We start from the raw sequence: 23362 nt of genomic DNA, 5'->3' as shown, positions 1-23362 counted from the left end.
GTCAGGCCTCCGTTCCGGTGCTCTCAGCAGCCGGAGCAGCGGCGGTCGCCTCGGCCTTGGGGGCCTCGGCGGCCGGAGCCGACTGCTGCGGCTTGCGGCCGCGGCCGCCACGCTCGCCACCGCGGCCACCGCGGCCGGCCGGGCGGTCGGCGCCGCCACGGGCCGGGCGGTTGCCCGCACGGGCGGCGGCGTTCTCGGCGCGGACCTCGGCGATGTTCTTGACGTCGCCCTTGTAGATCCAGACCTTCACGCCGATGCGGCCGAAGGTCGTCTTGGCCTCGAAGAAGCCGTAGTCGACGTTCGCGCGGAGCGTGTGCAGGGGCACACGGCCCTCGCGGTAGAACTCCGAGCGGGACATCTCGGCGCCGCCGAGGCGGCCACCGCACTGGACCTTGATGCCCTTGGCGCCGGCCTTCATCGTGCTCTGCATGCTCTTGCGCATGGCACGGCGGAAGGAGACGCGGGAGGACAGCTGCTCGGCGACGGCCTGGGCCACCAGCTGAGCGTCCGTCTCGGGGTTCTTGACCTCGAGGATGTTCAGCTGGACCTGCTTGCCGGTCAGCTTCTCCAGCTCGCCGCGGATGCGGTCGGCCTCGGCGCCGCGGCGGCCGATGACGATGCCCGGACGAGCGGTGTGGATGTCGACGCGGACGCGGTCGCGGGTGCGCTCGATCTCAACCTTCGAGATGCCGGCGCGCTCCATGCCCTTCGTCATCATGCGACGAATGGCGACGTCTTCCTTGACGTAGTCCTTGTACAGCTTGTCGGCGTACCAGCGGGACTTGAAGTCCGTGGTGATGCCGAGCCGGAACCCGTGCGGGTTTACCTTCTGGCCCATTACCGGGTTCCTTCCTTGCTGCTGACGACCACGGTGATGTGGCTGGTCCGCTTACGGATCCGGTAGGCGCGGCCCTGGGCGCGCGGACGGAACCGCTTCAGGGTCGGACCCTCGTCCACGTACGCCTCGCTGATGACCAGCGAAGAGGCGTCGGTGTGGTCGTAGTTGTGTGCGGCGTTGGCAATGGCGCTGTCCAGCACCTTGCCGACCGGCACGCTCGCGGCCTGCGGGGCGAAACGCAGGACCGCCTGAGCCTCCGTGGCATCCATGCCACGGATGAGGTCCACCACGCGGCGGGCCTTCATGGGCGTGACGCGGATGTACCGCGCCTGGGCCCTGGCTTCCATGGTTGTCCCTTCGGTGTAAGTCATAGTCAGTCACCCCGCGTTAGCGGCGCTTCGACTTCCGGTCGTCCTTGACGTGGCCGCGGAAGGTGCGAGTCGGCGAGAACTCGCCGAGCTTGTGGCCGACCATCGACTCGGTGACGAACACCGGGACGTGGATCTTGCCGTTGTGCACCGCGATGGTGTGACCCAGCATGGCCGGGACGATCATCGAGCGACGGGACCAGGTCTTGATGACGTTCTTGGTGCCTGCCTCGTTCTGTGCGTCCACCTTCTTGGCGAGGTGGCCGTCGACGAAGGGCCCCTTCTTGAGACTGCGCGGCATCTAAACCCGCTCCTAGCGCTTCTTGTTCGTCTTGCGGCGGCGGACGATGTACTTGTTCGACGCCTTCTTGGGCGAACGAGTACGACCTTCCTTCTTACCCCACGGCGAAACCGGGTGACGGCCACCGGAGGTCTTGCCCTCACCACCACCGTGCGGGTGGTCGACCGGGTTCATGACGACACCGCGGACGGTCGGGCGGACGCCCTTCCACCGCATGCGGCCGGCCTTGCCCCAGTTGATGTTCGACTGCTCGGCGTTGCCGACCTCGCCGATGGTGGCGCGGCAGCGGGCGTCGACCAGGCGGATCTCACCCGACGGCATACGAAGGTGGGCCATGGTGCCCTCCTTCGCCAGCAGCTGCACGGAGGCACCCGCGGAGCGGGCGAACTTCGCGCCGCCGCCGGGCCGCAGCTCGATGGCGTGGATCGTCGTACCGACCGGGATGTTGCGCAGCGCCAGGTTGTTGCCGGGCTTGATGTCGGCGGCGGGGCCGTTCTCGACACGGTCGCCCTGCGCCAGGCCACGCGGCGCGATGATGTAGCGCTTCTCGCCGTCCGCGTAGTGCAGGAGCGCGATGCGCGCGGTGCGGTTGGGGTCGTACTCGATGTGCGCGACCTTGGCCGGCACGCCGTCCTTGTCGTGACGACGGAAGTCGATCACGCGGTAGGCGCGCTTGTGGCCACCGCCCTGGTGGCGAACGGTCACACGACCGGTGTTGTTACGGCCGCCCTTGTTGTGCAGGGGGCGGACCAGCGACTTCTCCGGCGTGGACCGCGTGATCTCGACAAAGTCGGCGACGCTGGAGCCACGACGGCCCGGGGTCGTCGGCTTGTACTTGCGGATACCCATTTCTCAGTCCTCGTCCGATTCCGGACGACTCGGCCTCACTAGGAGGTCGGGCCGCCGAAGATGTCGATACGGTCGCCCTCAGCGAGGGTCACGATGGCGCGCTTGGTGTCCGCGCGCTTGCCGAAACCGGTGCGGGTGCGCTTGCGCTTGCCCTGGCGGTTGATCGTGTTGACCCCGGTGACCTTGACCGAGAAGACCGCCTCGACGGCCTGCTTGATCTGGGTCTTGTTGGAGCCCGGCGCGACGATGAACGTGTACTTGTTCTCGTCGAGCAGCGCGTAGCTCTTCTCCGAGACAACCGGCTTGACGAGAACGTCGCGCGGGTCGTCGTAGGTCTTGCTGGTAACGGTCGCCTCGCTCATCAGGCGTCGCTCCCTTCGGTCTCAGCGGTCTGGGGGCCAGACACGAAGGACTCGAAGGCGGCCTGGGTGAAGACCACGTCGTCAGAGACGATCACGTCGTACGTGTTCAGCTGGCCCGGCTCCAGGATGTGCACCTGGGGCAGGTTGCGTGCGGAGAGCCACGCGGCCTCGTCGTTGCGGTCGACGACCAGGAGCAGGTTCTTGCGCTCCGAGATCTTGCCGAACAGCGTCTTGGCGGCCTTCGTGGAGATCCCACCCTCGACCACGCCGGTGACGACGTGGATGCGGGAGTGACGCGCCCGGTCGGAGAGGGCACCGCGGAGGGCGGCGGCCTTCATCTTCTTCGGGGTGCGCTGGGAGTAGTCACGCGGCTGCGGGCCGTGGACGACGCCACCGCCGACGAACTGCGGCGCGCGGGTCGAGCCCTGGCGCGCGCGGCCGGTGCCCTTCTGGCGGTACGGCTTGCGCCCACCACCGCGGACCTCGCCACGGGACTTGGTCTTGTGCGTGCCCTGACGGGCAGCTGCCAGCTGTGCGACGACGACCTGGTGGATCAGCGGAACGCTGGTCTTCGCGTCGAAGATCTCCGCGGGGAGCTCGACGGTACCGGCCTTGTCGCCTGCCGGCGAAAGGATGTCAATGGTGCTCATTACCTCAAGCCCCCTTGGCCGCGGTACGGACCAGGACGAGGCCGCCGTTCGGACCGGGGACCGCGCCCTTGATGAGCAGCAGACCCTTCTCCGCGTCAACCGCGTGGATGGTCAGGTTCTGGGTGGTGACGCGCTCGTTACCCATCCGACCGGCCATGCGCATGCCCTTGAAGACACGCCCAGGGGTGGCGCAGCCACCGATCGAACCGGGGGAACGGTGCTTGCGCTGCACGCCGTGACCGGCGCCGAGGCCCCGGAAGTTGTGACGCTTCATGACACCGGCGAAGCCCTTGCCCTTGCTCTTGCCCGTGACGTCGACCTTGACGCCGGACTCGAACACCTCGGCGGTGATCTCCTGGCCGAGCGTGTACTCGGACGCGTCCGGGGTGCGGAGCTCCACCAGGTGGCGGCGCGGGGTGACGTCGGCCTTGGCGAAGTGACCCTTGAGGGGCTTGTTCACCTTGCGCGGGTCGATCTCGCCGAAGGCGATCTGGACCGACTCGTAGCCGTCGCTGTCGTTGGTGCGGACCTGGGTGACGACGCAGGGCCCGGCCTTGACGACGGTCACCGGGACGACCCGGTTGTTCTCGTCCCAGACCTGGGTCATGCCGAGCTTCTCGCCCAGGACGCCCTTAATGTTCTTAGCCATCTCGCGCGTCACCTCAGAGCTTGATCTCGATGTCGACGCCCGCCGGCAGGTCGAGACGCATGAGCGAGTCAACCGTCTTCGGCGTGGGGTCGAGGATGTCGATGAGGCGCTTGTGCGTGCGCATCTCGAAGTGCTCGCGCGAGTCCTTGTACTTGTGCGGCGACTTGATGACGCAGTACACGTTCTTCTCAGTGGGCAGCGGCACCGGGCCCGCGACCGACGCACCAGTGCGGGTCACCGTCTCGACGATCTTCTTCGCCGAGGAGTCGATGACCTCGTGGTCGTAGGCCTTGAGCCGGATGCGGATCTTCTGTCCCGCCATGGCTACTAGTAGTCCTGTCTCTCGTTTAACGCTCTGGAACCCGGGGTTCGGTAACTTCTCCTCCGACCCACGCGGTCGGGCGTGTCGCATCCCCTCTACGTAGAAGTCCCGAAGGATTTCCCAACCAAGGGGGTGCGGGCCGAAGACCACGCTGCCGGGGGCGAAACCCCACCGGGCGCCTGGCCGGTGCCCCACTTACGCTTCCCGGAAGATTCCCGTACGTCCGGCCCGCATGGGGCCGACGAGTACTGTGGGACTCGCTTCCGGTCCTCCCGGCGGGAGGCGCGCAGCATTGACACTCAACCGAGCAACCTGGCTAGTGTGCCACACGCGTCACGAGCCTGGCCAATCGGGCCGGGATCTTACCCCGCCCGAGTGGATGCTCAAACGCAGACGCGCTTCGACCCTGCTCACGGGGTCCGTCAGGTGCGGGTCACCGCCCAGCAGCGTCCGTCACCCTCCCCGGCCAGGCGCCGGCCTCGGTCGTACGGGTCCTTGGCCGGACCGGTGGCAGGGGTACCGGTGGGCAAGCCGTCACCGAACTCCGGGTGGTAGTAGCCGTCGCGCACGTCGCACGCGCTGTTGCCGAACTCGCTGTCGTAGCGGTGGAGGCCGATTCTGCCTCGTGTCGCCTGCCACTTGGCCGGGTCCAGCAGGGACGTCGTCAGGGCTCTGCGGATGATCGTGCGGGCCACGGGGCCGTCGCCGTCCCCCGCCCCGTCCGCCCGGACCAGCGGATAGACGAACGTGTAGTCGGCGTGCACCCGGACCTCGCCCGGCCGCTCCCCCGCCGCGAACGTCATCCGCCCCCGTACCCGGACCACGTCACCGGCCAGGGCCACCTCGGCCGGGTCGAACCGGCTCACCAGGTCCAGCGGGTTGTGCTTCTCGTCCGGGTCGCGCAGGGCGCGCCGCAGGTTCGGCAGTATCTCGGGCTGCTTGGGGTCGAGCAGGGCCAGCGCGGCGGCGGGCCGCCCGCCCCGGAGCACGGCCGGGTCCAGATTGGCGGCGACCAGGAACTCCTTCGTCAGGCGCAGGGCGAGCGCCACGTCGGCCTTGCTCATCCCGCCCGTCGCCTTCGCCTCGGGCAGCTCGATGGCATCGGCCCCGGAGGCCCACCGCTCGGCGGGCGAGCCGCGGAAGGGGTGGGCGCGGGTGGGCAGGCCGGCCCGGACCGCCGGGGCGGCGGACGGCCGCGCCGTCTCGGCGGGCAGCGGCGAGGCGTCGGTCGCGGCGGCCTCGGTGTGGTGTCCGGGGAGCCGGTCCAGCAGCAGCGACGGCCGCACGACGACCAGGGTCACCCCCGCGACCAGCGCCAGCACGAGCACCGAGCGCGCGGTCCGCAACGGGCCGCGCCGCGTTTCCTGCCAGGCGGGGCCGGTGCGCCAGCCCGGCGGAAGCGCCGGCTCCGGAGTCCGCTTCCGCCGCTGCCACCATCGCCTGCGCCCGGCCGCCGCCTCGTCCTGCTCACGCAGCCGGCGCGTCACCATCCGCGCCCGCGCGGATGGCTCCTTGGGCACCTTCCCCCCACCCTCCGCAGCCTCCCGCTGGAACGCCTCCCACTGCGCGTCGGATATCGCCCCCGCCTCCGACCCTTCGCCGGATCTGTCGTCGGGGTGCTCGGGGGGCGGGACGGTGCTCATGGGCTCACTCACTCACGGGAGGTACGGGGTCGTACAAGATCAGCGGCTCGGCCGCCTGCTTTCAGCGCCGCATCAACTGGATTCGGCCGTCGGGTGCGCCGGGAAAGAGACCGTCCGACGGGGCCGACGGAATCACCCCTGAAACACACGCACCACAGGATGCCTGCCCGGAACGTCCCGAGGAAGACCTCGCCGCTCGACCGACCCGTCGATCAGCCAGACGAGGAAGGCGATGGCCCCACTCGGAAACTCCCACCACTCGTCGTTCCTACTGTTCACGACGACGGGCCAGGAGTCCGGGTCCGGACCCGCGACCCGCCAGTAGAAGACGTCCCCGGAGAGAGACTCGCTCCAGGGAAGCAGCCCGTTGGGTGCCGGATATGCCTCATACCCTTCCGCCATGTCGTCGTCCTGCAGATCCCGCAGAATTTCTAGTTCCCGACGGATTCCGTCGACAAAGGCGGACTCGGCACCGGGACGGGGCAATGGCACACGCAGAAACCCGTCGAACTCCAGTGTCGGGTAGCGACGGGCCAGCTCCTTGAAGTCCGTCGGCAGGTCGGAGCCCAGGGCAGAGGAGACCGCGGCGAAATCGACGGGGCGTGACGCCTCGGAGCGGAACGGCACCATGGCGGGAGCAATGTCTTCCAAAGCTGCCACGTTCAACATGTCGTCTGCCGACCAGAGGTGCCATCGAGCAGGGCGTCTACGAAACTCGTGGAGACGAGAACCTCCGCACACAGGATGTCGCGGCCGGTCAGCCCGCCCGGCCGGAACCGGCCCGTGACGCGCACAACGCAGCGATCGCCGTCGGAATCGGCGAGGTGGACCAGATCCACCGGGGCAGGTGCCGTCATGACGTTGCTCGCTTTCATACGTCGGCGTGGGCTGTATCGTCCCCTACCGACCGCACGACGTCGCAGCCGGTGCCACGAAACGGCCGCCGATCGCGTCCGGCCGTTACCTGAGCTTCTTGAGGCGATGCTTGATCACGTGAGTGACTTGGCCGGGGCCGGCAGGCCGCTCACCGGCGGCCGCGGCAACCATGTGGTCCATGCGTACACACCGCCCAGGAGAAAGCAGAACCGACGTGCCCGATTCCAGCTTGGTCGAGCTGATGTCCCTCACGGACGGGGAGCAGGGCGTCTCGGTGCGCATCGTCGAGGGAATGAGCTTCTCCGGCACCGGCCGGTACGACACCCTCCGCGCCGAGATCGTGGTCGGCACCGGATTCGTCAGTGGTCGTGTCGAGCTGTATCTCAACGCGTATGACCTCGATCGTTGGGCCGAGGTCCTGGAGGCTGCCGCAGCCGGAGGAAAGGCCACCTGGCTGGAGAGCGGACGCTCCCCGCGGATCATGATCGTCCCGATGGAGGAGAACGCGAGCGGGTGCACGGAGGTGAGCGTCCACGACGTCACCAGCTCACAGGTCTTCGTCACCGTGCCCCTCATAAATCAGCCCGATTGGGAAGCACACCGTCAGATGCTCACGGTGGTCAGAAGCCGATTTCAGCTGGAGCGGTGAGGTGGCAGGGGCTCGGGGCCGCCCTCCGCGAGTCCGATGGCCCCCGCCCTGCTCAGGCAAACCCTGACCGGCGCCAGACGCTTCGCCCGGATTCGTTCCTACATCTCCACCGTGCGCAAACACGGCCTCAGATAGGAAAGCATCCACTCGTCGAACGCCATCGGGTATTCGTGATACGCACCCTCGTCACTCTCGTACACGCCGACGGACCAGCGCTCGCCGCCTCTCTCGGGAATCCTGAAGAAGACGGTCTCACCCGATGCGTCGCTCCAGTTGAAGCGCGGGGGACCAAGCAGTCGCAGGATGTCGTCGAACGCCGCCATGAACCCTCTCGTTCTGCTTGGCCGGACGGGTTGTCGGGCTGACCGTACGTGTTATTCGTTCGTGCGTGCGGGGCCCGTCCCTCTACAGTTCCGGCCGGGCACGGCGGACGTACGGGGGCGGAGAGCATGCGGACTCACTATCCACGGACCCCTCATCTTCCCTGGTCGCCCGGTGCCTCCTCCGACGATGTGCGGATGACGGATCTGGCGGCGCTCGCCGGGGTCGAGGTCGTCGTCACGGAGAAGTTGGACGGGGAGAACACCACGCTGTACGCGGACGGGCTGCATGCCCGTTCGCTGGATTCGGCGCACCATCCGTCGCGTACGTGGGTGAAGGCCCTCCAGGCGCGGATCGGCCCCCGGATGCCGCAGGGGTGGCGGGTCTGCGGGGAGAACATGTTCGCGCGGCACTCCCTCGCGTACGACGCGCTGGAGAGCCACTTCTACGGGTTCTCCGTGTGGGACGGCGACCGCTGTCTGGGCTGGGACGAGACCGTGGGGTTCCTGCGCTCCCTGGGCGTCCCCGCGCCGCCCGTGCTGTGGCGCGGGGTGTTCGACGCGAAGGCGCTGCGCGCGCTGAAGCCGGACACGGGCCGGCAGGAGGGGTACGTCGTGCGGCCGGCCGCCGGCTTCCCGGCCGCGTCGTTCGGGCGCGTTGTCGGGAAGTGGGTGCGGCCGGGGCATGTGGTGACCGATACGCACTGGATGCACGCGGAGGTCGTCGAGAACGGGCTCGCCCCTGCGGCCGCGCTGTGGGCCGTACGGTCCGGAGCACCGGTCGACGCGAGCGCCCTGCGCACGGCGGTGGGCCTCGGCCCGGCGGACGGGCCCCAGGACGACGGACCCCCTCACAACGCGCCCCCGCACAACGCGCCCCCTCACAACACGCCCCCGCACGACCGGCCGGAGCAGGCCCTCGCCGCCGCCGACGCCCTCGACGCCCTCGGGCTCACCGGGGACCACCGCCTCGCCGGGGTCCTGGCCGCGCTGCTGCACACCACCCGGCGCACCGCCCTCGCCCCGCTCCTCGCCGGCCCCCTCGGCCTGCCGCTCGCCCGTCGCGTCGCGGACCTCGTCGGGCTGTACCCGGCGCTCCACCGCCCCTACCCGGACGAGGACCGGCGCGCCGGGCTGGCCCGGATGGCGCTCGCCGCCGACCTGTCCGTACTGCACGCGGTGTCCGGCGCGCTGGCGGACACCCCCGGTGCGCGGGAGCAGGTCGAGTGGTCGGCCCTGCACGCGGAGGAGGTGCGGGAGCCCGAAGGGCTGCGGGAGGCGTTCGCCGGTCTCGGGCCCGAGGCCGGCGCGCGCTGCCTGGCGCAGGCGCGGGACGCGTACGCCGCCGGGCGGATCTCCACCGCCGATGAGGCCGTCGCCGCGACCTGGCGGTGGCGGTCCGGGGACTTCCCGCGCCTGGTGCAGCTGGCCGGTCCGTCCGGCAGCGGCAAGAGCACCTTCGGCCGCGCGCTGCCGGGCGTCGCCACGTACCTCTCGCTGGACGATCTCCGCGAGGCGCGGGGCTCGCGCGCCGACCAGGGCGCCAACGGTGACGTGCTGCGCGAGGGCCTGGACCGGCTGGACGCGGCCCTCGTCCCCGGCGCGACGGTGATCTGGGACGCCACCTCGCTCAACCCGCACCAGCGCTCCCTGGTGCACGCGGTCGCCCACCGCCGGGACGCCCTGGTCACCCACGCCGTGGCCTGGATCGGCGAGGCGGAGCTGGCCGCGCGCAACGGGCGCCGGGAGCACCCCGTACCCTCGCGGGTGCTGGCGTCGCAGCTGCACCGGTTCGTCCCGCCGTACCCCGGCCAGGCGCACCGCACCTGGTACATCGGCACCAGCGGAACCGTGGAGGACCGGGCCTGATGCGTACGAGCGAGGAGATCTACCACCGGGTCCGCTGGGACGCCCGCTTCGACCCGGCGCGCTTCGTGCTGGGCGTGGCGCAGCGTGGCCGGGAGCCGAAGAGGGTGCCGCTGGACCGGTTCACGCCGGGGGGCGAGGTCCCCTGGCACCGGGTGCTGTTCTTCGAGGCGGACGGCGAGGTGGTGTGGGACCGGGCCACCGGCACGGACCGCATCGACGCGACGGAGGCCGGCCGGATACGGGAGGCGCGCCGCCTGCCGCCCCCCTACTTCACCGCCCGCACCCCGCACGCGTACTCCCCGGCGACGGGCGCGTGGGGGCCTTCGCCGGCCGCGACACCCGGCCCGCCCGGCCCGCCCGGCCCGCTGACGGTCCTCACCTGGAACACCCTCTGGGACCGCTACGACAGCGACCGCATCGACACCGCCCACCGCCGTCCCCTGCTCCTGGAGGCACTGCGCGCGGCGGACGCGGACGTCGTCGCGCTCCAGGAGGTGGAGCCCGCCCTGCTCACGCTGCTGCTGAACTGCGACTGGGTACGGGCCCACTACACGCTCGCGACCGACCCCGCCGGGCACGACGTGCCGGACCACGGGCTGCTGCTGCTCAGCCGGCTGCCGGTGAGCGAGGCGGCGGTGCACGTACTCGGCCCGCACAAGGCGGTCGCGGCGGTCGCCGTGGAGATGGGCGACGGGCCGGTCACGGTGGCCGTCACCCACCTCAGCAGCGACCACTCCCCGGACGGGGCGGCCCGCCGCGACACCGAACTGGCCGACCTGGCCACTGGGTTGGCGGCGGTGTCGGGCGAACTCGTGCTCGTGGGCGACTTCAACGACGGCGGCGACCGCCCGCAGTCGCGGCTCGCGATGACGGACGCCTGGACGGAGGTCCACGGCCCGGCCGACCGTACGCCCACCTTCGACCCGTCCGCCAACCCCCTCGCCGCCATCTCGTCCCTCTCCGGCCGGGTCTCCCGCCTGGACCGCGTCCTGCTGCGCACGGACCGGTTGCGGGCGCGTACGGCGACCCTGACGGGGGACCGTGCGGGCCCCGGCGGGGTGTGGATCTCCGACCACTACGGGGTACGGGTGGGGCTGGGCCCGCCCGCCGTGGCGGCCGAGGAGGTCGCGGACCGGGTGGCGGCGGCCCTTCCGGGGGCGCGCGTGCACGTCGTGGGCTCCCGGCGCATGGGCTGCGCGCGCCCCGGCGCGGACCTGGACCTGGTGGCGGCGCTCCCCGACCCTTCGGGCGTACGGGAACGGCTCGCCGCCGCGTTCCCGGAGGCGCGGGGCCTGCGCGAGGTGACGGGCGCGCGGGTGCCGGGGCTGCGGTGGTACGTGGACGGCCTGCGGGTGGACCTGGCCACCGTGGCGACGGGGGCCGTGCCGCCGGCCGAGGCGGTGGCGCGGCGCGCGGAGCTGGGCGAGGCGGCGGCGCTCGCGCTCAGCGCGGTGAGCGACGCGGAGGCGGTGCTCGCGGCGACGGGCCCGTACCGGGAGGTGTTCACCGCGCTCGCGCGGGAGGTCAAGGAGTGGGCGTCGGCCAGGGGCCTGGACTCCGCCCCGTGCGGCGGGCTGCCGGGCCTGGCATGGGCGGTGCTCGCGGCCCGCACGGTGTGCGAGGGCGGCGGCGGCCTGCGGGACTTCTTCGCGATGTGGGCGGCATGGGACTGGCGCGCCCCGGTGACGCTGGGCCCGGCGGGTGCCGCCCGGACGGACGGGGCCCCGCTCACCGTGTACACCCCGGCCGCCCCGGTCCGCTCCTGCACGACGCAGGTCTCCCCGGCCTTCCGGGACCTCCTCACGGCGGAGCTGTTCCGGGCGTGGGAGCTCCTGGACGCGGAGGAGCCGGACGCGCTCTGCGCCCCGCCCCCGCTCACGGAGCACGCCGCCTGGGCCCTGGCCGCCGCCCACCCCACGGAGGAGGGCCGCCTGCGCGGCCGGCTCCTCACCCTGACCAGCGCCCTCGCGGACGCGGGCGCCCCGGACTGCCGCGCCTGGCCCCGCGTACGGTCGGTGAACGGCCGCACGGGCTACGCGATCGGCCTGGGCGCGACGCCACCGGACCCGGCCCGCCTGACGGAGATCGGCACGGAGGTGCTGCGCGGGCTGTCGGAGGCATCGCTGACCCCGCTTCCGCCCCCAAACCCCGGACGCGCTTGAGGGGCCCCACGCGATGCGGGGCCCCTAGCTACCGGCTCAGCGCTCGGCCGCGTACGTAACGAAACCCGCCCAGGCACCCTGCCCGAAGGCGAGCGCCGGCACGGACAGGTCCTTCGAGTCACGGACATGCACGGTGCCCGGCGCAGCCGCGACCTCGACGCAGGAGTCCCCCTCGCTGCTGCTGCTGTAACTGCTCTTGAACCACCGCAGCCGAGGGCCTTCGGTGAGCATCAGCAGTCAGCCGCGTACGTAACGAAACCCGCCCAGGCACCCTGCCCGAAAGCAAGCGCCGGTACGGACAGGTCCTTCGAGTCACGGACGTGCACGGCGCCGGGCGCAGCCGCGACCTCGACGCAGTCGTGGCCGTCGCTGCTGTCGCTGTAACTGCTCTTGAACCACTCCAACCGAGGCGCTTCCTCGGCAGCGGTCTTGCGGATCATGTCTCTCCCAGCACTTGCTCGATGAAGGCCCGCGACTCCCCCGGCGAGAGAGCCCGAGCCCGGATGATGCCATGCCGTAGGTCAAGGATGCGGAGGTGCCTTGGATCGGACACCGGCCGACTACCGAATTCGTTGTCCGTGCGCCCCACGGCCGAGCCGTCAGCGAACTTCAACACCTGAATCCGCCCTCCTGTTCCAGGATGGTCGCCACGGCACGTCGGCATCACCTGAACCTCGACGTTGGGCAACTCCGCCACCTCCAGCAGGCGTTCGAGCTGTTCCCGCATGACGGCTGCGCCCCCGATCGGGCGGCGAAGCGTCACCTCTTCCTGGATGAAGCTCAACTCCGGGGCAGGGGAGCGCTCGAAGATCGACTGCCGGGCCATACGCGCATCCACCAAACGCCGGAGCTCCTCCTGTGAGTATGCAGGCCGACGCGTGGCAAGCAATGCCTCGGCATAGGCCTTGGTCTGCAACAGGCCATGGAGGTTGTGGTTGCCGTAGGCGGAAAGCTCCACGGCCCTCGCCTCCAGCTTCGCCAGGTCCCGAACCTTCTTCGGATACCGCACCGCCGCCAGATCCTGCTTCATCGCCGCGATCTTGCCGCCCGCGTCGCACACCTCGTCCGCCCGGTCCAGGAACTCCGGGCGGGCGATACGACGGCCGCCCTCCACCTTGTAGATCAGGTTCTCGCCGTAGCCCAGCCGCGCTCCGAACTCCGCCGCCGTCAGGCCCGCCGCCTCGCGCCAGGCCCTCAGTTGGCGGCCCACGGCGGCGACGACCGCGACGCCCGACTCGTCGTCGGGATCGACGTCCCAGCCCGGTTCGTCCGCCCCGACCTCGTCCACAGTCATCCGTACCCCGCTTCCCGCGTGTGCCGTTCTTCCTCAACCGCCTACGTCCCCCGGACGTCACCCCGTACAGCGGGGACAACACTGGACAAGCTCGGGACAATGACCGTACGTAAGCGCCGAGTCACTGTGCACCGTACGCACGCACGGCCACGCTGAGTAGCGTGAATCGAGAAATCACCCGAACCGAACGTTCCGCTACCGCCCGGCAGTTCGCCGTGCGCCTCTCCCCCACGCGCCGGGGCGCACGGCTCGCCCGGCTGCTCACCACGGCGCAGTTGGGCGACTGGGGGTTCCCCACCGAGACCGCCGCGCACATCGTGGCCGAGCTGGCCGCCAACGCCGCCGGGCACGGGCGCGTGTCGGGCCGGGACTTCCTGCTGAGCCTCACCGTGAGTGACGCGTCGCGGTTGCGGGTCGAGGTGACCGACACGAGGGGCGACCGGCTGCCCGTACGGGAGTCCCCCGGTCCGTACGCGGAGGGCGGGCGCGGCCTGCTCATCGTCGAGGCGCTGGCGGACCGCTGGGGCGTGGTGGAGGGGCCGGTGCCGCGCAAAACGGTGTGGGCCGAGCTCGATCTCGTACCGTGACGTGCTCCACCGGGTCGTGGGCGGCCGCGACCCGGTGCACCGCGACCCGGCCGGCCGCGACGTAAAAGCTTTTGAAGAACCCTGGGAGAGAACCTCACCCAACCCCACCCCACCCCGCTCTGACCTGCATCACTCGCGCGGGTGAACTAGGCCGTTCGGGCTGGATTCGGGGCCGGGCGACTGGCATATGCTCGCCGCGACAACCACAGAACGTGACGGCCCCCGGCGAGACGCCAATCTCAACCGAGGGCCTGACCAACACGGAAGAAAGCACCTTCCTGATGGCTACCCCGCAGGTTATCGCGCCCCCTCGCGCCCCGTCCGGCGTCCCCGCCGCAGGCGTTCGGCACGTCAACGTCCGCCACGTCTCCGGCTTCACGGTGATCGGCAACCACCTCACCCAGCACCGGAAGCTCTCGCTCGTCGCGATCGGGCTCGCCGCGCACATCCAGTCGCTGCCCGCAGGGGCCAGGGTCGGCATCAAGTCGCTCACCGGCCGCTTTCCCGAGAGCGAGGCCAGGATCGCCGCCGCGCTGCGCGAACTGGAGACCGCCGGGTATCTGCACCGCAGCCGCATCCGCCTCCCGGACGGCCGCGTCGTCACCCGTACGACCTCCTACAACCAGCCCGGCGCCACGACGGCGGCCACGCCCGAAACCACGGCACCCCCCACCCCGCGCAGGCGGCCCCCGCAGCCCATTCCGGTGGAGACCCGGCACCGGGCGGCGGCGCAACTCCTCGCCGGGCTCCGCCGCCACGCGGCGCAACTCACGCTGACCGCCGCCGACATCGGCGAACTCGCCCCGGCCGTCACCGCCTGGTTCGACCGCGACGTGCAACCCGCCGCCGTCCGGCACGCGCTGACCCGCGACCTGCCCGCCCTCGTCCGGCGCCCGGCGGCGTTCCTGCGCACCCGCCTCACCGCGCTTCTGCCGCCCCCACTGCCCGAAGCCCCGGAACCAAGCGGCCCCGAGGTCGTCCCGCTCCAGGACTGCGACCGCTGCGAGCGCGTCTTCCGGGCGCCGGAGCCCGGCCACTGCCGGGACTGTCGCGAGGCCGACGCGGAGACGGGCAGCGCGGCGGCCTGACCGGCCGAAACCGGGCGGGCCCCGCCGTACGTCTCTCCCCGCATGGACACCGAATCGACCACAACCGCCCGCCGCGAGGCCGTCACCGGCACCGCAGGGCTCCTCACGGCACTGCTCGGCGCTCTCGCGGGGCTCGCCGTGTGGTTCCCGTACGGGCGCAGGGGGCTCTTCGGCGCCTTCGAGGGCGAGCGGAACGCCGACGTGCTCCTGCTGGGCCTGCCCGTCCTGGTCATCGGCGGGACCGTCGCCGCGCTGGCGGTCTTCGCCGTCGTACGAGGCCGGTGGCGCACCGCCCTCGGCCTGGCGGCGGCCGTCGCAGGACTCGCCGCACTCGGCTACGGCCTCGACGTCCTGGCCTCACCGCAGGCAGCGAGGGACTGCGGCTCGCCCTGCTGAGCGACAAGCGCTCCCGGTCCAGCCGATCACCTCACCGGGGCATGGTGAAGCATCGCGGAAACGCCCTCGTCGGACGCGGTGTAGCCGATGCCCCTCATGATGACGACGGGGGCTCCTCGGCCGCGTTGGCCAAGAATGATGCCAGCTGCGGCGGCAATCATGTCGGCAAGGGTTTCTTCCTGCTTTTTGCCGCCGTGCTCGCTGAGGCGTAGGGGCGCGACCCCGGCAGCACCGATGGAAACGCACGTGGCCCCGCGCCGGTCAGCACGTCCGTCCGAGTCGGCGATGACGACCGCGATGTCCGCCTCGGTGTGACTGACAAGGCCGTTCCGCAGCGTACGGGCCGACGCGTCGGGGTCCACGGGGAGCAGCCACACACCATCGGCCCCGTCCCGGTCGATCCCCGCCGAGGTCAGCTGATGGCCCAGAGTGTGGCGGGCGATGATCGGTCCGCGCTCGGTAGCCAGGAAGTGCTCGGTCGAGTGGTCCAGGATGAGCTGGACCACGGCGGCCGGCTTGCCAGTCCGGGCCGACAGGTCCACAGCCTCGGGCGAGGGCGTGACGTCGGCCAGCGCGACATAGCGCTTCTCCGAGATCGAGACGACCTTGCTGGCAACCACCACGATGTCGCCGTCCAGCAGCGGGGTGCCGGTTCGGGACAGCACCTCGGTCATCGCGCCGACAAGGTCGTCTCCGGGCTGAATTCGAGGGAAGGGCGCCAGTGCGAAGGCGGAGAAACCGGAAGTGGGGGGCGGAGGGGCACTCATGGTTCTCCTGCTGCTGAAGTGGGGTCGGTACGAAGGCGGTCGTGGGCGGCGGTGAGGATCTGGGCCCGGCGCTGGAGGGAAGCGTGCTGTGCGGCGGTGAGCCAGTCGCAGACGCGGCGCAGGTAGTGCGGCCACAGATGGTCGGCTGCTTCGATGGCAGCCGTACCGGAGGTGACGGCCCGCCAGGCATCGGCAAGGCGTGACGGCCAAGGCCCACCATCGTATACGGAGGGCCCCGTGCCGAGGTCGGTGAGCGCGGTGACCATGGCCTGGACGCGGCCGGGTGGCAGGGTGCGGTCGGTCGCCCGGTAGACGGTCGCGCCCGTACGGGCCGGGGCGGGTGGGAGCGGCCATGTCGCGGTCAGGTGAAGCAGGACCGGAACGGCCTGGTGGAAAATCGCAGGCAGGTGATCGAAGGACCCGGCATGGATCTTGGACTCCTTGAGCCGCACGGACTCGACCGGCCCCGTCGTGGCGGCGGTCAGCAGCAGGAACGCATCGATCCCATACCCGTGGACGCATTGCGCGAGTTCGTGCGGCAGTTCTGCTGCTGCCCTCTGGGCTGCGGCGAGCGCCCGGCGGGAGACCGCGAGGTCTCCGGCGAGCGGCTGCGGGACGTCGAGCCCGGTCGTGGCAGCGATCAGGGGCCGGGCCACGTGATTGGTCAGATTGGCCTCGTCCCAGTGCCGGGGGTAGTCGGCGACGGCGAGGGCCGCACCTGCGCGGACCTGGTCCAGGAGCGCGCGGTAGACGGCCGGGTGCGGGTTGCGGGTGTCGGTCGCACAGGCCGAGATGCAGGCCGCCGGAGGCAGCATCGAGCAGGCGTGCGTCACCTGGGGCCGGGCGATGGACCACATGGAAGGCGTGCAGTCGAGGCGGACACGCAAGGCCGTCGCCGCTATGCGCCGCGACCTCGGCCGCTTCCGCGCCAGGGGCCTGCGGTGCGCCGCCGCGCTGGACGAGCGCGCGCGGACGTTCCTGAGCGACCACCGGTAACCCCCTCGGACTGACGCGCCACGCGTGATGGGGGAACGCTTCTCGCCAAGCCGTCAATCAGCCGGATGCGCCTCGCGCCACGCCGCCATCGACCGGTTCCACTCCTCGCCCGTCAGCGCCGTGAGCGAGGCCGGAAACAGACCGTCCTCCTCCTTCGCGATGTGGTGGTACAGCTCGGCCACCGCCTCGCGCAGCCGTACGACGTCCTCGGCGCGGTCCAGGTCGATCCGGCGGAGGAACGCGCCGAGTTCGCGGTGCTCGGCGACGAGCGCGTCGATGTAGTCCGCGTACTCCGGGTCCTCGCCCATCACCGCGAACAGGCCCCGCTCCTCGCCCCGCCAGTGGGCGACCAGCTCCCGTGCCATCCGGGCCACCAGCTCCGCGACGCGGGCCTGGTCGCCGTTGTCCAGGGCGCGCAGCGCCGCGCCCGCCGTATCGGTGACGGACTCGTGCTCCGCGATGAACTCCTTGATCAGCGGAATCTCACGGCAGCCGCAGTAGTGGCACATGTGCGCAACTCTGCCAGATATGCGGCTTTTTGCCGGTCGCCGATGCGCGGCGCCGCCGCGGGGGGCGGATCGCGCGCATCCGGTTCGCGCGGCCTGCCGTCGCACGGCCTGCCGTCGCACGGCCTCCGCCTGCACGGTCTGGTCATGTCCGATCACCCATGGTGGAATGTGCACGCCGTGAGCGGATTCGGCGAAAATTCGACCCGGCGTTCGCCTCCCGCCCCGGCGCCATGTCGCGTACAGGGGGACATCGCCGTGCAGCAGTACGAGCCTCTCGCATCGCGCGCGTCCGCGCTCCGCGCACTCGCCGGGCTCCTCGACGACGACGCACAGCGGCGCGTCGCGGTGGTCGAGGGCCCGCCCGGCATCGGCAAGTCCCGGCTCCTCCAGGACTGGACCCGGCTCGCCGGCGCCGCCGGGCGCGCGGTGCGCGGCGCGTACGGGGCGCTCGCCTACCGGACGGTCCCCTACGGGATGCTGCTGGACGCCGTCCAGGACACGGAGGCCGCCGAGACGCTGGCGCGGGCGTCGGCCGGCTGTCCCGAGGAGCGGGCCGCCCGCCACCACGCGCACCTGCGCGTCGCGGAGGCCGTGCGGGCCGCGCTCGCCGCGCCGAGGGCCGCCGTGGTGCTGGACGACATGCAGTGGTCGGACACCGAATCGCTCGCCGTGCTGGAACGGCTGCTGCGGATGCCGGGTCCGGCCGACGCGCCCGTGTTCGTCCTCGCGTACCGGCAGGGCGAGTGCCCGGACGGGCTGGCCCGTACGCTCAGCGCGGTCGGCGCGCTGCATCTGCCGCTGCCCCCGCTCGACGCGGCGGAGACGGAGCGGATGCTGCCGGACGTGCCGCCCGGAGACCGCGCGCTGCTGGCCCGGCTGAGCCGGGGCAACCCGCGCCATCTGCGGCTGCTGTCCGGCCTCCCCGCCGACCGGCTGGCCGAACTGGCCGCCGGCTACCCGCGCCACGGCGGCCGGCCCGGCGCCTGGGAGTGGTCCGAACCGGCCCGCCCGGCGCACCGCCGCCCGCCGCGCGCCGACGGCGAGGCGACCGCGATCCGCTGGGAGTTCGACGGGCTGCCCGGCCCGACGCTCCAGGTCCTCGCCTCGGCGGCGGTGCTCGGGGCCGAGGTGACCCCGCGCGAGGTCGCAGCAGTGGCGGAGCTGCCGGCCGAGGAGGTCACGGCCGAGCTGGACCTGCTGGTGCAGCGCGGCTACCTGGAGGTCGCGGACTGCCGGTTCCGCTTCGTCTACCCGCTGGGGCACCTCGCCGCGTACCGGCAGTTCGGCCCGGCCTGGCGGGCCGCCGCGCACCGCAGGGCCGCCGCCCATCTGATGCGGCACAGCAGGGAGCCCGCGCAGTGGGCCGCGCACCTGGAACAGGCCCTGCCCGAGGTGGAGACCCAGGAGCTGGCGCAGCTCGCCCGCGCGGCGGTCTCCGCGCTGCCGACCGCCCCGGAACTCAGCAAGCGCTGGCTGAGCAAGGGCCTGCACGCGATGACCCACCAGGGCGGTGAGCCTCGGTTACGCGACGAGCTGGCGATCGACCTGGGGCGGGCACTCGCCGTACGGGGCGAGTTCGGCGACGCGCGGGCGGTGCTGCGCCCGGCGCTCGCCGCGTCCGGCGCGCCGGGACGCCAGGCACAGGCGCTGCTGGCGCTGATGGACCGGCTCCAGGGCCGGACGGACAGCGCGTACGAGGTACTCACCGATCTCTCCGCGGCCGCCGGACCGGCCGGAGCGGCGGGCCCGGCCCCGGACACCGCCCCGGACACGGCCGTCCTCGACACACCGCCCCTGCCGCAGGCGGACCTCCCGCACGGTGACGGGGCCGAGCTGCAACTCGCCCGCATCGAGCTGATGAACGGCCGGGTCAAGGAGGCGGCGCACCGGGCCGCCCTGCTGCGGGACCGCAGCACCGACGCGGAGGAGTCGCTCGGGCCCGCGGTCCTGGCCGCGATGTGCGCCATGGCCGCCGGGGACACGGACGGCGCCCGCCGGGGCATCGAGGACGCGGCCCGGCTCCGGGAGCGGCTGAGCGAACCGGCCCGGCTGCGCACGCTGAGCGTGGTGCCGGAATTCGGCTGGGCGGGCTTCTTCCTGGAGCGGTACGAGAAGGCCAAGCTCCGCCTGGACCAGGCGGTGGGCGCGGCCGGGCTGCACGGGCAGCACTACCTCCTGCCGCATCTGCACACCCTGCGCGCCTGTCTGTACGCCACCACCGACGACCTCGCGGAGGCGTTGGCGGCGGCCGACACCGCGATCGAGCTGTCCGCAGCCTCCGGTTCGACGGAGATGGTGGCGCTGGCGGCGGCGTTCCGGCTGCGCCCGCTGCTGTGGAGCAGGGGCGCGGAGGCGGCCGGTGAGGGGCTGACCCTGCTGCGCACCCTGCCGGAGCCGCCCGTGGTGTGGTGGCGGGCCGCCCTGGTGTACGCCGAGGCCGAGGTGGGCATCGCCTGCGGGCGGCGGCCGGGCGGCGCGGAGACCGTGCGGCTGCTCGGGCTGGACGACGACGCCCGCCCGGACCCGATGCTCGCCTACCGGTGCGAGCTGGTCGCCGCCGTCTACGCGGAGGAGGGCGACGAGGAGGCGGTCGCCGCGCTGGCCCGGCGCGCCGCGGCGTCGGCGGACGAGCTGGGGCTGCGCGGGGCGCGGGCGGCCGCCGACCAGGCGCGGGCCCGGCTGCTGGTGCTCCGGGGGGAGGTCGCGTCGGCCGCGTCGGCGTGCGAGGCGGCCGCCGTCGGGTTCGAGCGGGCCGGGCAGCTGGTGCGGGCCGGGCAGGCTCGGGTCCTGGAGGCGTGCTGCGCGAGCCTGGCGGGCGGCCCGGCGGAAGGCGAGCGGGCGTCGGCGGCGCTGGCGGCGGGCCCGGCGCTGTTCCGCCGGGCCGGGGCGCACGCGCTGGTGGCGGCGGTCGAGGCGGACGGCTTCCTGCCGCGCACGGTGTCGGCGCTGCGGCGGCGGCCGGTGCTGCCCTGGCCCGTTCTGCCGGAGGGGGGCGGGGCCGGGCGGTCGGTGCTGTCGCCGCGCGAGCGGGAGATCGCGGACCTGGTGGCGAACGGGATGTCCAACCAGGCCACCGCACAGCGCCTGTTCGTCAGCGTCCGCACGGTGGAGACCCACCTCACCAGCGTGTACCAGAAGCTGGGCATCCGTTCCCGGGCCGCGCTGGCCCGCGCCCTGGACCGCGCCGAGCCGCGCTGACCCCGTTCACCCGCCGGCCCCGGCGGGCTGGACGGCCGGGGCGCCGGGGGCGGCGCGTACGGGCGCCGGGGCCGGGGCGGCGAACAGGTCGCGGTACAGGCCGGGGCGGGCGAGGAGTTCGGCGTGCGTACCGGAGTCGGCGACGCGGCCGCCGTCCAGGACGAGCGTCAGATCCGCGTTGCGGATGGCCGACAGCCGGTGCGAGATCACCACGCGGGTCACCTTCAGCTCGCTCAGGGCCGCGTCCACCTGCTGTTCCGTGAGCGCGTCGAGATGGCTGGTCGCCTCGTCCAGGAGCAGCAGCCGGGGGCGGTGGATGAGCGCCCGCGCCAGGGCGACGCGCTGGCGCTGCCCGGCGGACAGCGCGGCGCCGCCCTCGCCGACGGGCGTGTCGTACGCCATCGGCAGCCGCCGCACGTCGTGGTGGAGCCCGGCGACGACGCAGGCGCGTACGAGCGCGGCCTCGTCGGCGTCCGGCCGGCCGAGCAGGAGGTTGTCCCGGATGCTGCCGCTGAACAGGCGCAGCTCCTGGAGGACGGCCCCGAAACCGGACCGCAGTTCGCCGGGGTCGATGTCCCGCACGGGTACGCCGTCGAGCAGGACCTCACCGTGCTGCGGCCGCAGGAGGCCCAGCATGAGCAGGCCCAGGGTGCTCTTGCCGGAGCCGGTGCGGCCGACGATGCCCAGCTTGCCGCCGGCCGGGAGTTCGGCGCTGACGCCGTCGAGGACCGGCGTGGCGTCGCTGTGGTAGCCGAAGCGGATGCCGCGCAGCGAGAGGGCGAGCGGTCCGGTGCCGGGGAGCGCCGCGTGGCCGGGGGTCTCGGGCGGGGTGTCCAGGACGTCGTGGACGCGTTCGATCTGGGCGCGCATCGTGGAGAAGCTCTGGGTGGCGGTCACCAGGCTCTGGACCGGGTGCAGGACCGACAGGGCCAGCGTGTTGGCGGCCAGCATGGTGCCGAGGGACATCTGCCCGGCGAGCACGAAGCGCAGCCCGCACCAGAGCAGGATCAGGGGGGCCAGGACCGTGAGGGTGGACTGCGCGGCCTGCACCCAGGCGGCCGTGCCGGCGCGGGTCGCCATCGCCTTCTGGTAGCGGTCGAACAGGGTCCGCCAGTGCGCGCGGACCCGCTCCCCCGCCCCGTTGGCGCGTACCGGCACCATCGCGTCCAGGGTCTCCACGAGGTAGCCCTGCTCCTCGGAGCGGAGGGTCAGTTCGCGTTGCGCGAGGCGCTTGATCCTCCCGTACGCCGCGGCGAGCACCGCGCCCTGGAGGGCGGCGAGCAGCAGCACGACGGGCAGGTAGCCGGGGACGAGCGCGGACAGGATCGCCGCGTAGATCACCAGGGTGCTGCCGTCGAGCGTGGCGGTGAGCAGGTGCTGGGTGAGGATCTCGCGGGTGCTGGACACGCTCTGCACGCGCAGCATCAGGTCGCCGCGCGAGCGCTGCAGGAAGAAGCTGATCGGCAGCCGCCACAGATGGTCGATGAACCCCTGGGTCAGCTCGCCGTCCGACCGCACCCGCAGCCGCACCATGAGCAGTTGCCGCAGCAGCGCGAGCGCCCCGTGGAGCAGCACCGTGCCGAACAGGGCGATGGTCAGGGTCCGCATGTCCAGGCCGTCGCGGCCGGGCACGATCCGGTCCACGGCGACCTTGGTGGCCAGCGGCAGCGCGAGCCCCAGCACCTGGAGCAGCGCGGCGATCAGAGTGATCACGGCGAGCAGCCGCCGGTTGCCCGGCGCCGCGACGAACTCGCGGATGTAGCGGACCAGCGGCAGCTGACCCCACGGCATGCGGCGGCGTACGAAGCCGGGTCCGGGCGCCATCGTGAAGGAGACGCCCCCGAACGCCTCCCGGAACTCCTCGTGGCTCTGCCCGTAGCGGCCGATGCCGGGGTCGGCCAGCCGCACCCCGCGCCGGGTCACCGATTCGACGACGACCAGGTGGTGCCGGGCCAGGAACGCCACGCGCGGCAGTGAACCGGGCTGCCAGGAGTCCGGCGCGGAGGTGTCCGTGGCGACGTCGAGGCCGTACTCCTCCGCCACCCGCACCAGCCGGCTCAGCCCGACGCCGTCGCGCCCCGGCCCCAGCCGTTCGCGGCACTCGGCGACCGGCACCTGGTGCCCGTAGCGGCCGAGGACCATCGCCAGACAGGCCGCCGCGCACTCGGTCTGCGCGAGCTGCTGTCGGAACGGCACCCTGGCCTGCCTGCGGAGGAGCGTACGGAACATGCCTGAACTCCCGGACTGTGACGGCCTGTTCGGGCCGCACGGGTTGCGCGTGACACCTGCGGCGCGGCATCCACCGCGCCGCTCGATGGTCCGTCCCCGGCGCCCGCCGGACATCGTGGAAACCCGCAGTTCCGGCCCCGCGCTTCCCTGCGGGTTTCCCGGATACCAGCCCTCCGGGGCCGCCCTAGCTTGTTCCCGGCGCCGCACCGGTGGCGCCGTCACCACCTCTTCACCAGGAGCGATCCATGCAGAACGAGCAGTACATCGACGAGCTGCTGGCCGGCTACGGCACCTACGCGGACTCCGAGGAACTGGTCGCCGCCGGCGCCTCGCCGCAGATCATCGCCACGCTGACGCTGACCCAGACCGAGGTCAGCGTCCTCACCCCGGAGACCACGCTGACCACGCTCCCCTGCTACCTCGCCTGATCCAGGTACCGG

Annotated in this window: 28 protein-coding genes; 9 read left to right on the top strand and 19 right to left on the bottom strand. The window is 72.3% G+C overall.

Going from position 1 to position 23362, the window contains the following annotated elements:
* Window position 1: 1 nt before the first annotated feature.
* The 11 genes from rpsC to OG710_RS31335 form a co-directional block, all read right to left on the bottom strand.
* A complete protein-coding gene (rpsC, locus tag OG710_RS18145; RefSeq protein WP_111337418.1) occupies window positions 2–838 on the bottom strand; it encodes a 30S ribosomal protein S3 in 837 nt (278 codons plus the stop codon).
* Window positions 838–1185, bottom strand: coding sequence for a 50S ribosomal protein L22 (gene rplV / locus OG710_RS18140; RefSeq protein ID WP_004571827.1), 348 nt, complete (start codon window positions 1183–1185; stop codon window positions 838–840). Before rplV ends, rpsC begins: the two co-directional genes overlap by 1 nt.
* A 40-nt stretch (window positions 1186–1225) precedes the next feature.
* On the bottom strand, window positions 1226–1507 hold the full coding sequence (rpsS, locus tag OG710_RS18135) for a 30S ribosomal protein S19 (RefSeq protein WP_073964433.1): 282 nt from the start codon (window positions 1505–1507) through the stop codon (window positions 1226–1228).
* A 12-nt stretch (window positions 1508–1519) separates the two neighbouring features.
* Complete coding sequence (rplB, locus tag OG710_RS18130) at window positions 1520–2356, bottom strand: 50S ribosomal protein L2 (protein ID WP_111337415.1); 837 nt, start codon at window positions 2354–2356, stop codon at window positions 1520–1522.
* Between the two features lie 38 nt (window positions 2357–2394).
* Complete coding sequence (rplW, locus tag OG710_RS18125) at window positions 2395–2718, bottom strand: 50S ribosomal protein L23 (protein ID WP_111337412.1); 324 nt, start codon at window positions 2716–2718, stop codon at window positions 2395–2397.
* Window positions 2718–3368 (bottom strand): 50S ribosomal protein L4, encoded by a 651-nt coding sequence (gene rplD, locus OG710_RS18120; RefSeq protein WP_111337409.1) that lies wholly within the window; start codon window positions 3366–3368, stop codon window positions 2718–2720. The genes rplW and rplD overlap by 1 nt, the downstream gene beginning before the upstream one ends.
* A gap of 4 nt (window positions 3369–3372) precedes the next feature.
* Window positions 3373–4017 (bottom strand): 50S ribosomal protein L3, encoded by a 645-nt coding sequence (rplC, locus tag OG710_RS18115; RefSeq protein WP_111339468.1) that lies wholly within the window; start codon window positions 4015–4017, stop codon window positions 3373–3375.
* Window positions 4018–4030: 13 nt separating this feature from the next.
* On the bottom strand, window positions 4031–4339 hold the full coding sequence (rpsJ, locus tag OG710_RS18110; protein ID WP_003948644.1) for a 30S ribosomal protein S10: 309 nt from the start codon (window positions 4337–4339) through the stop codon (window positions 4031–4033).
* Between the two features lie 422 nt (window positions 4340–4761).
* Window positions 4762–5982: a hypothetical protein gene (locus tag OG710_RS18105; RefSeq protein WP_330240267.1), complete on the bottom strand. Its 1221-nt coding sequence runs from the start codon at window positions 5980–5982 to the stop codon at window positions 4762–4764.
* Window positions 5983–6114: 132 nt separating this feature from the next.
* A complete protein-coding gene (locus tag OG710_RS18100; RefSeq protein WP_330240266.1) occupies window positions 6115–6651 on the bottom strand; it encodes an SMI1/KNR4 family protein in 537 nt (178 codons plus the stop codon).
* Window positions 6645–6839 (bottom strand): DUF5959 family protein, encoded by a 195-nt coding sequence (locus OG710_RS31335; RefSeq protein WP_443064271.1) that lies wholly within the window; start codon window positions 6837–6839, stop codon window positions 6645–6647. Before OG710_RS31335 ends, OG710_RS18100 begins: the two co-directional genes overlap by 7 nt.
* A 233-nt stretch (window positions 6840–7072) precedes the next feature.
* Here OG710_RS31335 and OG710_RS18095 point away from each other — a divergent pair, with 233 nt between their 5' ends.
* Entirely contained in the window at window positions 7073–7507 is a 435-nt protein-coding gene (locus OG710_RS18095) for a DUF5959 family protein (RefSeq protein ID WP_330240265.1), read from the top strand.
* Between the two features lie 98 nt (window positions 7508–7605).
* Here OG710_RS18095 and OG710_RS18090 read toward each other — a convergent pair whose 3' ends face one another.
* Window positions 7606–7830 carry a hypothetical protein gene (locus OG710_RS18090; protein WP_330240264.1) on the bottom strand — a complete coding sequence of 75 codons (225 nt, stop codon included), beginning with the start codon at window positions 7828–7830 and terminating at the stop codon, window positions 7606–7608.
* Between the two features lie 126 nt (window positions 7831–7956).
* Here OG710_RS18090 and OG710_RS18085 point away from each other — a divergent pair, with 126 nt between their 5' ends.
* Window positions 7957–9696, top strand: a complete 1740-nt coding sequence (locus OG710_RS18085) for an RNA ligase family protein (RefSeq protein WP_330240263.1) — start codon at window positions 7957–7959, stop codon at window positions 9694–9696.
* Window positions 9696–11858 carry a poly(A) polymerase gene (locus tag OG710_RS18080; protein ID WP_330240262.1) on the top strand — a complete coding sequence of 721 codons (2163 nt, stop codon included), beginning with the start codon at window positions 9696–9698 and terminating at the stop codon, window positions 11856–11858. The genes OG710_RS18085 and OG710_RS18080 overlap by 1 nt, the downstream gene beginning before the upstream one ends.
* A gap of 36 nt (window positions 11859–11894) precedes the next feature.
* On the opposite strand, the gene OG710_RS18075 is transcribed toward OG710_RS18080, so the two are convergent.
* Genes OG710_RS18075 through OG710_RS18065 form a run of 3 tightly spaced genes read right to left on the bottom strand, consistent with a single transcriptional unit; the run spans window position 11895 to window position 13152 of the window.
* Window positions 11895–12089, bottom strand: coding sequence for a DUF397 domain-containing protein (locus tag OG710_RS18075; protein WP_330240261.1), 195 nt, complete (start codon window positions 12087–12089; stop codon window positions 11895–11897).
* Window positions 12089–12298: a DUF397 domain-containing protein gene (locus tag OG710_RS18070; RefSeq protein WP_330240260.1), complete on the bottom strand. Its 210-nt coding sequence runs from the start codon at window positions 12296–12298 to the stop codon at window positions 12089–12091. The genes OG710_RS18075 and OG710_RS18070 overlap by 1 nt, the downstream gene beginning before the upstream one ends.
* Window positions 12295–13152 carry a helix-turn-helix domain-containing protein gene (locus tag OG710_RS18065; RefSeq protein WP_330240259.1) on the bottom strand — a complete coding sequence of 286 codons (858 nt, stop codon included), beginning with the start codon at window positions 13150–13152 and terminating at the stop codon, window positions 12295–12297. The genes OG710_RS18070 and OG710_RS18065 overlap by 4 nt, the downstream gene beginning before the upstream one ends.
* Window positions 13153–13313: 161 nt before the next feature.
* Here OG710_RS18065 and OG710_RS18060 point away from each other — a divergent pair, with 161 nt between their 5' ends.
* From OG710_RS18060 to OG710_RS18050, 3 genes are all read left to right on the top strand, one after another.
* A complete protein-coding gene (locus OG710_RS18060) occupies window positions 13314–13739 on the top strand; it encodes an ATP-binding protein (RefSeq protein WP_330240258.1) in 426 nt (141 codons plus the stop codon).
* 281 nt (window positions 13740–14020) lie between these two features.
* Complete coding sequence (locus OG710_RS18055; protein ID WP_330240257.1) at window positions 14021–14827, top strand: helix-turn-helix domain-containing protein; 807 nt, start codon at window positions 14021–14023, stop codon at window positions 14825–14827.
* 42 nt (window positions 14828–14869) lie between these two features.
* Window positions 14870–15223, top strand: coding sequence for a hypothetical protein (locus OG710_RS18050; protein WP_330240256.1), 354 nt, complete (start codon window positions 14870–14872; stop codon window positions 15221–15223).
* A 26-nt stretch (window positions 15224–15249) separates the two neighbouring features.
* Here OG710_RS18050 and OG710_RS18045 read toward each other — a convergent pair whose 3' ends face one another.
* Window positions 15250–15990 carry a coenzyme F420-0:L-glutamate ligase gene (locus OG710_RS18045; RefSeq protein WP_330240255.1) on the bottom strand — a complete coding sequence of 247 codons (741 nt, stop codon included), beginning with the start codon at window positions 15988–15990 and terminating at the stop codon, window positions 15250–15252.
* A complete protein-coding gene (locus OG710_RS18040) occupies window positions 15987–16847 on the bottom strand; it encodes a hypothetical protein (protein ID WP_330240254.1) in 861 nt (286 codons plus the stop codon). The genes OG710_RS18045 and OG710_RS18040 overlap by 4 nt, the downstream gene beginning before the upstream one ends.
* Between OG710_RS18040 and OG710_RS18035 the strand changes: the two genes are divergently transcribed.
* A complete protein-coding gene (locus OG710_RS18035) occupies window positions 16837–16986 on the top strand; it encodes a hypothetical protein (RefSeq protein ID WP_330240253.1) in 150 nt (49 codons plus the stop codon). The two genes, OG710_RS18040 and OG710_RS18035, sit on opposite strands and share 11 nt — an antisense overlap.
* 53 nt (window positions 16987–17039) lie before the next feature.
* Here OG710_RS18035 and OG710_RS18030 read toward each other — a convergent pair whose 3' ends face one another.
* Window positions 17040–17495 (bottom strand): hemerythrin domain-containing protein, encoded by a 456-nt coding sequence (locus tag OG710_RS18030; protein WP_330240252.1) that lies wholly within the window; start codon window positions 17493–17495, stop codon window positions 17040–17042.
* Between the two features lie 255 nt (window positions 17496–17750).
* Here OG710_RS18030 and OG710_RS18025 point away from each other — a divergent pair, with 255 nt between their 5' ends.
* The gene (locus tag OG710_RS18025) at window positions 17751–20693 is read left to right on the top strand and encodes a helix-turn-helix transcriptional regulator (RefSeq protein WP_330240251.1); all 2943 of its coding nucleotides are present in this window, start codon (window positions 17751–17753) and stop codon (window positions 20691–20693) included.
* Window positions 20694–20699: 6 nt separating this feature from the next.
* Here OG710_RS18025 and OG710_RS18020 read toward each other — a convergent pair whose 3' ends face one another.
* Window positions 20700–22922 (bottom strand): peptidase domain-containing ABC transporter, encoded by a 2223-nt coding sequence (locus OG710_RS18020; RefSeq protein WP_330240250.1) that lies wholly within the window; start codon window positions 22920–22922, stop codon window positions 20700–20702.
* A gap of 245 nt (window positions 22923–23167) precedes the next feature.
* Here OG710_RS18020 and OG710_RS18015 point away from each other — a divergent pair, with 245 nt between their 5' ends.
* Complete coding sequence (locus OG710_RS18015) at window positions 23168–23350, top strand: hypothetical protein (RefSeq protein ID WP_330240249.1); 183 nt, start codon at window positions 23168–23170, stop codon at window positions 23348–23350.
* Window positions 23351–23362 lie beyond the last annotated feature (12 nt).

The sequence above is a fragment of the Streptomyces sp. NBC_00525 genome, assembly GCF_036346595.1.
In the GTDB taxonomy this organism is placed as follows: domain Bacteria; phylum Actinomycetota; class Actinomycetes; order Streptomycetales; family Streptomycetaceae; genus Streptomyces.
Note: the sequence above shows the minus strand (reverse complement) of the source record. Positions and strands in the feature narration are given on the sequence as shown.